The following is a 7,206-nucleotide window of genomic DNA, read 5'->3' as shown; positions in this document are numbered from 1 at the left end:
CGGGACTTGAACCCGCACGGTCTCCCACACGCCCCTCAAACGTGCGCGTCTGCCAATTCCGCCACGACCGCATAAAGTTTATATGGTGGGACTAGGTGGACTCGAACCACCGACCTCACGCTTATCAGGCGTGCGCTCTAACCAGCTGAGCTATAGTCCCATATCTTATAAAATGGTCGGGGTGACACGATTCGAACGTGCGACCCCCTGCTCCCAAGGCAGGTGCGCTACCAAGCTGCGCTACACCCCGAATAAAGTTTTGGTGCCGAAGGCCGGACTCGAACCGGCACGGCCTTGTGGACCGAGGGATTTTAAGTCCCTTGCGTCTGCCAATTCCGCCACTTCGGCAATTAATAATATTATGGTGTGCCCGAAGGGACTCGAACCCCTAACCTCCTGATCCGTAGTCAGGTGCTCTATCCAATTGAGCCACGGGCACATACTTGGAGCGGAAGACGAGATTCGAACTCGCGACCATCGCCTTGGCAAGGCGATGCTCTACCACTGAGCTACTTCCGCATTGGTGCGGTCGAGAGGACTTGAACCTCCACGGTTGCCCGCTGGAACCTAAATCCAGTGCGTCTGCCAATTCCGCCACGACCGCATATGGGGTGACTGATGGGACTTGAACCCACGAGTGCCGGAGCCACAATCCGGTGCGTTAACCACTTCGCCACAGCCACCATAATAATGGCGCGCCTGGCACGATTCGAACGTGCGGCCAACCGCTTAGAAGGCGGTTGCTCTATCCCCTGAGCTACAGGCGCATATTTGGAGCGGGTGATGGGAATCGAACCCACGTATCTAGCTTGGAAGGCTAGGACTTTACCATTAAGCTACACCCGCATTTAAACTGCTGGTGGGCCCACCAGGACTCGAACCTGGAACCAGCCGGTTATGAGCCGGATGCTCCACCATTGAGCTATAGGCCCAGTTATTGTATTGTACATGGTAGCGGTGGTAGGATTTGAACCTACGACCCTACGGGTATGAACCGTATGCTCTAGCCACTGAGCTACACCGCCAAAGATGGAGCCGGCGACAGGACTTGAACCTGCAACCTACTGATTACAAGTCAGTTGCTCTACCAATTGAGCTACGTCGGCATGGAATATGGCGGAGTGGGCGAGATTTGAACTCGCGCTGGCCTTGCGACCACTAACGGTTTAGCAAACCGCCCTCTTCAGCCACTTGAGTACCACTCCGTATGGCGGAGAGAAAGGGATTCGAACCCTTGAGACAGTTCACCCGCCTACACGATTTCCAGTCGTGCGCCTTCGACCAACTCGGCCATCTCTCCTTGAATAAAAAACCGTTCCCGAAAACTTCGGAATCGGCAATTTTGCTTGGTTGCGGGAGCAGGACTTGAACCTGCGACCTTCGGGTTATGAGCCCGACGAGCTACCAACTGCTCTACCCCGCGACAATATGGCTCCCCGAGTAGGACTCGAACCTACAACCTACCGGTTAACAGCCGGTTGCTCTACCATTGAGCTATCGAGGAATATGGCGGAGCTGACGGGAGTCGAACCCGCGATCTCCTGCGTGACAGGCAGGCATGTTAGGCCACTACACCACAGCTCCATATTTTAAATGGTGGGTGATGACGGGATCGAACCGCCGACATCCTGCTTGTAAGGCAGGCGCTCTCCCAGCTGAGCTAATCGCCCTTATATGGTGACCCCTACGGGATTTGAACCCGTGTTACCGCCGTGAAAGGGCGGTGTCTTAGGCCGCTTGACCAAGGGGCCATTTTTGGTGATCCATCCGCGACTCGAACGCGGGACACCCTGATTAAAAGTCAGGTGCTCTACCAACTGAGCTAATGGATCAAGTATTGGCAGGGGTGGCTGGATTCGAACCAACGCATGGCGGAGTCAAAGTCCACTGCCTTACCGCTTGGCTACACCCCTAAATGGTGGAGGGAGAAGGATTCGAACCTTCGAAGTCGTCTGACGGCAGATTTACAGTCTGCTCCCTTTGGCCACTCGGGAACCCCTCCATATGGTGCCTCGGGGCGGAATCGAACCACCGACACGAGGATTTTCAGTCCTCTGCTCTACCAACTGAGCTACCGAGGCAAAATGTGGTTTTTTATCCACTCTTCACCGCTAGTTAACAGCGACGTTTGTTATCTTACCATAAAATTTAAGTAATGTTCAACAAGTAAATTTTTTATTTTGTGTTTGTGTTTTCCAATAACTTAATTAGTTCTTTAACTAGGGTAAAATTTTTTTCTAACCTTATCAAGGTTTTTATCCTTAACACTCTTTACATCTTTTAGTTATAAATACCTATGACCACTTGACAAGTGATCGATAAGATATCTGGCAAATTGGCGATACGGACACTTATACTTAATGACCGTCATGTTCAAGATGTGTTCTCGGACATGACCGTTAGAACCAATTGAAAAACCAGATTGGTTACCTCTATCTTGTTTTTTAATTTAAATAGGATCTTGTAACCACCTCAGGGCGGTTATGACAGAGGTTTTGTGAAACCTGCAGTATTGCATTTTGATCATAGTTCTTTCGGTCAAACTCTCGGCCGGTTATCTCTTTATAGAGATCTGATGCATATTATCGACGGTAACCATGGATGTGGGATCGTCTAGATTACGACCGTTAAGTATCTCACGTACAACGCTGGACACTGGTTCTTGACAGCTTTGGTAATACTATTTGGTTAGCGAGTGAGGGATCCTCGTAGTGCGGAACTTTGCATTTGCAATGTCCAAGCTGACATTCCTCGGTCTACCCCCTAGGCGATATACTTAGAGACATACTGTTTTGCCTGATCTAACCACTGACCTCAAACTGCTTAGCCCAAGCAATACACTCTTTGCGGTATGTTTGCATCGTTGAAATCGAGTAAATACCTAGGGCTCTGCTGGGGTTATAAGTTTCACTAGTCGATTGTGTTTGTGATTTTACTACTTGTTTAGCCTGATGTTTTGAGTGTCCGAAACGCTGTTGCTTGTACATCTCATCAATAGCCTGTTTCTTTAATGATGGGCGTTTCGCTTTTTTAGCCAATGTATCACGTCCCATTTCTTTTTTCTGCCCTGAGTTTTAAAGGTCAGTTTATACCTGGAAGGTGGTTACTCGTCGATTTTGCGTAGCAAAATACGACGAGTAACCACCTTCCAGTTCGCAGCATTTCCTATCTCCCCTATTACCCAGAGCTGGGATAATAAATGGTTTGCTACCCTCGTTGACAGTTGTATCAAAGTGCCACGAGCATACACCGTACCTGCAAACCGCAGAACCACGACTATCCAACTCTGGGCCTAACGGCCCACAGATAAAAGAGAAGATAACAAAAGGACACCGTATATACTCATGACTCTTAGAAATAGCAATAAAACGACCCGGTACCAGAACAGGTGGCACTCTCTCGGCGATCAGACATCGGTTTTTATCACTTTGCACAGTCTGTTCCCTCTGCCAAAGCCCCCAAATGGATACAATTTATAACGCTTACCTTACGTTATAAAAGGTTTTATTTTTTTTGGGCACTCTCTTTGGTCGCCAAGCCCCTGGTTTTAGTCACCAACCCCTAGGTGGTCGGATCATACCATGAAACCCCTAGGTAGGGTCATAGTCAACTAGCTAACGCCGGGTCAGTACATTCCTGACCCCTAGGCCCCCTACTACCTGTCATCTGTTTCGTAACAACAACTATGGTTATCTATATAAGCCTTCTGCAGGGCATATTGTTGAAAACAAAAAAAGCATCAAAAATCCGCATATAGTATGCGGATTTTTGATGCCATTGGTTAGTTATATAAGGTTATATGGGTTTCGGGCATAGCTATACTGTGGTTAGGGGTGTTAAAGCAATAATCCACTCATTCCGTACAAATTGGTACTCCTGCAAGTAGTTCTCCAACGGGGATTAGTGGCTGACACTGATTAACGGATTACTCAGGCCATATTAATCAGCAACAATGCATTCATGTCCTAGCACAGTTAAAGCCTTAACTTTTAATATGGGAGATAACGCTTGGACGAAATTTATGAGATTATTATACATTAGATCAAAACTTTGAGTACAAAATTTGGTAATTTCTTACCTTCCGAATATCCTTTGATACCATGACTTTTTGTTTTCAATTGTTCCAATACGAGCAGTTAGGTCTTTTGTACTGCAAACTGCCCAGTCCTTTATTTCGTTAGTTGATTTATTAATATCTTCTAAGCTTTTTTTAGTTTCTTGACTACTTAATGCTATCTCAGTTCGTAATTTTTTATTTTCCTCTCTGGTAGCTACAACTTCTTGTTTGAGAGACTCTATAGCGTTTTGATGATATAGTTGGTTTAGAGCCTCCATATCTTGTTTATGCTGGTTTTTGAGTGTCTCAACAGCTTGTATATACTGCTGTTGAAGGGTCTCTATTTGCTGTTGTAAGGGTTGTATAGCCCTCTTAGTAGCTTGATCTAGTAAGATAATAAACTCCTGTGGTGTTATCTCTTTAGCCACTGGGATCACATCAACGATCTTCTGGGCTGTCCTTATCTCAGACTCAGGTACAAAATATTGCTCACCGAATGGACCGTTAATTTTCTCTGCTTTAATTTCGCCACGGCGTATCCTGCGGCGGACAGTCTCTTTGTGAACCCCTAATCGTTCAGCAGCTTCATCTAATGATAGCAAATCATCGCTCACTATATGCACCCCTAAACTGTATATACATGGTCTATCGCAGTACCCTATACAAGCTGTAATCAACCCTATACAGAGCTTATACAGTGTATATTGTTACACTTTTAGGGGCTAATACCCTGCTTTTAGGTAAAAATTTCCCTTCAAATCAAAAGAAGTTAATTTTTTGACCATTCAAACTTGGTACCCTCTGGCGAAGTTCTTTTAGTCAGATATTCATATTTAGCCTTTCTTTGTACTTTCTCTATTTTGTACAATCAGTTCTAGTCTATGCCTAACTTCATCAGCTACCAGTTGGATAAACGCCTCGGGCTTATTATATCTGCCTCCTCCAGCGCTGTGTAATAATCCCACCGGTTCTCTTTACGTATAGCCAGGGGATATCCGTTCTTCATCAGGATATACGAGATGAATCAAAATACCAACAAGATAGAACCAATAATGGATATTCAATAGACTGACAATATCGTCGTTTAGCTATATATCGCAAGTACAAAGATAGATGTACCGTTTGTGGTTATGAGATAGGGGGTACCAGGATGTGGAGTGACGATATCCGGGTTCACGGGATACATATACATCATAAGGTACCAATATCTCAGAAAGGATAATAATCCTTGGGTATAAGATAAAAATGCTACCCCCTAAAACGAACCCCCTGGCCAGTTAGGGGTTACTTCTTAGCCATTACCTTGGCAATCTCTTTCATATCCTCTTTTGATAATTCAGATGATAATTTAGACCAATCTAATTTCTTTTTTCTTCCAGTTAGCCTGTCCTCTTGTTCTTTACCCATTACACGAGCAGCTATTTTCATAAAACGATCTAGTAACACGTTACGCCACCTCCAATTAAATAGTTATCTAATTACTTATTATTGCCATTTTCGACGTTCTAAACCCTTCCCTATCGTGCATATGTATCATTGTGCAATAATACAATGGTGTTATTGTTCGTGGGTTAACATCAAATTGGGGGTGTTTTGGTGGCTAAGAGAGAAGTGGATACACGAAAAAGAGAGGATAAAAAAGTACACTATAACTTTGCTATAGAACAGTCTGACTATGATAAGTTACGAATGATTAGCTTCAATGCCAGAATCAGCATACAAAGGATATTAAGTTATGCGTTGATAAATGCACTTGAAAACGATCATTTTTTGGACAAGGTTTATGCAGCTCACCCTCCACAGGGAGACCAGTTTATTTTGGTGAGGGAGGATAGCTAGATGTTCTTTTCATGCAAAACTAAGTTAATTACCTTTGAGATTCCTAGGGATCAGTATAATGCTCTAGTGGGGCTATTTGAGTCAGCTCAGGAAGCAGATCCTAACTTCAAAAAGGATGAATGGTTTTCTGATCTAATAGGTGACTGGTTAGTTAATAACTGGAGGGGTACGGTCAAAAAGATGGTTCAACACAGGCAGGACAGAGAGCAAAAAAATAAGAGGCGTGTACCTCGTAAGTAGAAACGAATTAGGGTTGATTCTCAGTGTTTAAGCACCTCAGATGTAAGAATTGGCGGAGCAGGGGAGTTCTTTTTGACGTGAGTATAAATAATCTTTTTGGGCTTTTCCTTTGCAGGCTTAGATTTAAACATCTGCAACCTGACTTATCCTCTTTTTACCCTGTAGTAATAAAATCGCTATCTTGCAGTCAGATATGATATTTACTGAATCAATATTAACTACTGCCCAATTTAGCGCATTAATAATTGCCATAAACTCCGCTTCTATTGGACCATCCGATCTACACAACCAGTCGGGTAATCTCTTTTTTTGACTTGTTGCAATCCATCAAAGCCCTATTAACCGTAGCTGGTGCAGCTCCCTTGCCCTGGCGACCACCATAATCCTGTAGGTACTGGCGGTACTCCACCAGGTCAAGTGGGCTAACCCCTTGCAGATTAAAAACACCATGTTTGTCAACCATCCACTTCGAAAATCGCTTTACATCACCCAGGTAACTGCGTCCGGATCCGCCACGTCACTTTTTTAAAATTTGATTTTCAAAGCCTCCTAAAATACCTTCAAAGTTATCAGAACCATTTTTTATTAGATACAGGCTTTTTGCCAAAAATCTCCCCCTGTAATTACTAACTTTTTTCTGGAGTATACCATATTTTAGTTCTGATAAGATATATTATCAGAAGAGGTAAGTAATTAAATTTACCTTACACTGGTTTTACCAATAAACCTCATATCCCTTAACTTATAATACTGGACCAATGCTTTATCTAACTGTTCGCTTGCAGCTAAAACTTCAGGATCCCCTAAATTCTTATTTCCAGCTAAGTATTTAAGCTCATAACGCAGAAATTCTATCTTGTATAATAATTTCTCAATAGACAATCCAGACACTTCTTTCCACAAATTTCATAAGACATATACTCATAAATCTTGGAAATTCGTCATAGATTTTAATTGTCCTTCATGCAAATTACGACATATATCGGTGCTTTTTATATTGAATTAAGGTTCAGTAAACATGCTAGGAAAACAACAAAACACCCACATATTAATAATGTAAGTGTTTAAAA

8 protein-coding genes and 23 tRNA genes are annotated in these 7,206 nt (G+C 43.6%); 2 read left to right on the top strand and 29 right to left on the bottom strand.

What is annotated here, in order from left to right; translation table 11 throughout:
• Nucleotides 1-83 precede the first annotated feature (83 nt).
• From ACYQ03_RS01505 to ACYQ03_RS01375, 27 genes are all read right to left on the bottom strand, one after another.
• Nucleotides 84-160, bottom strand: a tRNA-Ile gene (locus ACYQ03_RS01505).
• A gap of 13 nt (nt 161-173) precedes the next feature.
• Nucleotides 174-250: transfer RNA gene (locus tag ACYQ03_RS01500), tRNA-Pro, on the bottom strand.
• Between the two features lie 10 nt (nt 251-260).
• Nucleotides 261-348: transfer RNA gene (locus ACYQ03_RS01495), tRNA-Leu, on the bottom strand.
• A 14-nt stretch (nt 349-362) separates the two neighbouring features.
• A tRNA-Arg gene (locus ACYQ03_RS01490) sits at nt 363-439 on the bottom strand.
• A 5-nt stretch (nt 440-444) separates the two neighbouring features.
• Nucleotides 445-519, bottom strand: a tRNA-Gly gene (locus ACYQ03_RS01485).
• 2 nt (nt 520-521) lie between these two features.
• A tRNA-Leu gene (locus tag ACYQ03_RS01480) sits at nt 522-604 on the bottom strand.
• A gap of 3 nt (nt 605-607) precedes the next feature.
• A tRNA-His gene (locus tag ACYQ03_RS01475) sits at nt 608-683 on the bottom strand.
• A gap of 8 nt (nt 684-691) precedes the next feature.
• Nucleotides 692-767: transfer RNA gene (locus ACYQ03_RS01470), tRNA-Arg, on the bottom strand.
• 5 nt (nt 768-772) lie between these two features.
• Nucleotides 773-846 (bottom strand) — tRNA-Gly (locus ACYQ03_RS01465).
• Between the two features lie 11 nt (nt 847-857).
• A tRNA-Ile gene (locus ACYQ03_RS01460) sits at nt 858-932 on the bottom strand.
• 17 nt (nt 933-949) lie between these two features.
• Nucleotides 950-1,025, bottom strand: a tRNA-Met gene (locus tag ACYQ03_RS01455).
• 5 nt (nt 1,026-1,030) lie between these two features.
• Nucleotides 1,031-1,106, bottom strand: a tRNA-Thr gene (locus ACYQ03_RS01450).
• An 8-nt stretch (nt 1,107-1,114) separates the two neighbouring features.
• A tRNA-Ser gene (locus ACYQ03_RS01445) sits at nt 1,115-1,205 on the bottom strand.
• Nucleotides 1,206-1,208: 3 nt separating this feature from the next.
• Nucleotides 1,209-1,300 (bottom strand) — tRNA-Ser (locus ACYQ03_RS01440).
• A gap of 47 nt (nt 1,301-1,347) precedes the next feature.
• Nucleotides 1,348-1,423 (bottom strand) — tRNA-Met (locus tag ACYQ03_RS01435).
• A 6-nt stretch (nt 1,424-1,429) separates the two neighbouring features.
• Nucleotides 1,430-1,504: transfer RNA gene (locus ACYQ03_RS01430), tRNA-Asn, on the bottom strand.
• 3 nt (nt 1,505-1,507) lie between these two features.
• Nucleotides 1,508-1,584, bottom strand: a tRNA-Asp gene (locus tag ACYQ03_RS01425).
• A gap of 10 nt (nt 1,585-1,594) precedes the next feature.
• Nucleotides 1,595-1,670: transfer RNA gene (locus tag ACYQ03_RS01420), tRNA-Val, on the bottom strand.
• 5 nt (nt 1,671-1,675) lie between these two features.
• Nucleotides 1,676-1,751 (bottom strand) — tRNA-Glu (locus tag ACYQ03_RS01415).
• A gap of 5 nt (nt 1,752-1,756) precedes the next feature.
• Nucleotides 1,757-1,832, bottom strand: a tRNA-Lys gene (locus ACYQ03_RS01410).
• Nucleotides 1,833-1,838: 6 nt separating this feature from the next.
• Nucleotides 1,839-1,913 (bottom strand) — tRNA-Gln (locus ACYQ03_RS01405).
• Between the two features lie 3 nt (nt 1,914-1,916).
• Nucleotides 1,917-2,002: transfer RNA gene (locus ACYQ03_RS01400), tRNA-Tyr, on the bottom strand.
• A gap of 3 nt (nt 2,003-2,005) precedes the next feature.
• Nucleotides 2,006-2,081, bottom strand: a tRNA-Phe gene (locus tag ACYQ03_RS01395).
• A 720-nt stretch (nt 2,082-2,801) separates the two neighbouring features.
• Complete coding sequence (locus tag ACYQ03_RS01390) at nt 2,802-3,038, bottom strand: hypothetical protein (RefSeq protein WP_459907097.1); 237 nt, start codon at nt 3,036-3,038, stop codon at nt 2,802-2,804.
• A gap of 48 nt (nt 3,039-3,086) precedes the next feature.
• Entirely contained in the window at nt 3,087-3,434 is a 348-nt protein-coding gene (locus tag ACYQ03_RS01385; protein ID WP_459907096.1) for a hypothetical protein, read from the bottom strand.
• 640 nt (nt 3,435-4,074) lie between these two features.
• Entirely contained in the window at nt 4,075-4,671 is a 597-nt protein-coding gene (locus ACYQ03_RS01380; protein ID WP_459907095.1) for a helix-turn-helix domain-containing protein, read from the bottom strand.
• A gap of 670 nt (nt 4,672-5,341) precedes the next feature.
• Complete coding sequence (locus ACYQ03_RS01375; protein ID WP_459907094.1) at nt 5,342-5,503, bottom strand: hypothetical protein; 162 nt, start codon at nt 5,501-5,503, stop codon at nt 5,342-5,344.
• 150 nt (nt 5,504-5,653) lie between these two features.
• Between ACYQ03_RS01375 and ACYQ03_RS01370 the strand changes: the two genes are divergently transcribed.
• Nucleotides 5,654-5,896, top strand: a complete 243-nt coding sequence (locus tag ACYQ03_RS01370; RefSeq protein WP_459907093.1) for a hypothetical protein — start codon at nt 5,654-5,656, stop codon at nt 5,894-5,896.
• Complete coding sequence (locus ACYQ03_RS01365) at nt 5,897-6,136, top strand: hypothetical protein (protein WP_459907092.1); 240 nt, start codon at nt 5,897-5,899, stop codon at nt 6,134-6,136.
• A 280-nt stretch (nt 6,137-6,416) separates the two neighbouring features.
• Here ACYQ03_RS01365 and ACYQ03_RS01360 read toward each other — a convergent pair whose 3' ends face one another.
• Both ACYQ03_RS01360 and ACYQ03_RS01355 read right to left on the bottom strand, forming a co-directional pair.
• On the bottom strand, nt 6,417-6,599 hold the full coding sequence (locus ACYQ03_RS01360) for a hypothetical protein (RefSeq protein WP_459907091.1): 183 nt from the start codon (nt 6,597-6,599) through the stop codon (nt 6,417-6,419).
• 236 nt (nt 6,600-6,835) lie between these two features.
• A complete protein-coding gene (locus ACYQ03_RS01355) occupies nt 6,836-7,018 on the bottom strand; it encodes a Spo0E family sporulation regulatory protein-aspartic acid phosphatase (protein ID WP_459907090.1) in 183 nt (60 codons plus the stop codon).
• Nucleotides 7,019-7,206 lie beyond the last annotated feature (188 nt).

The organism is Desulfotomaculum defluvii (genome assembly GCF_054657375.1).
This window is presented reverse-complemented; position numbering and strand designations above follow the sequence as displayed.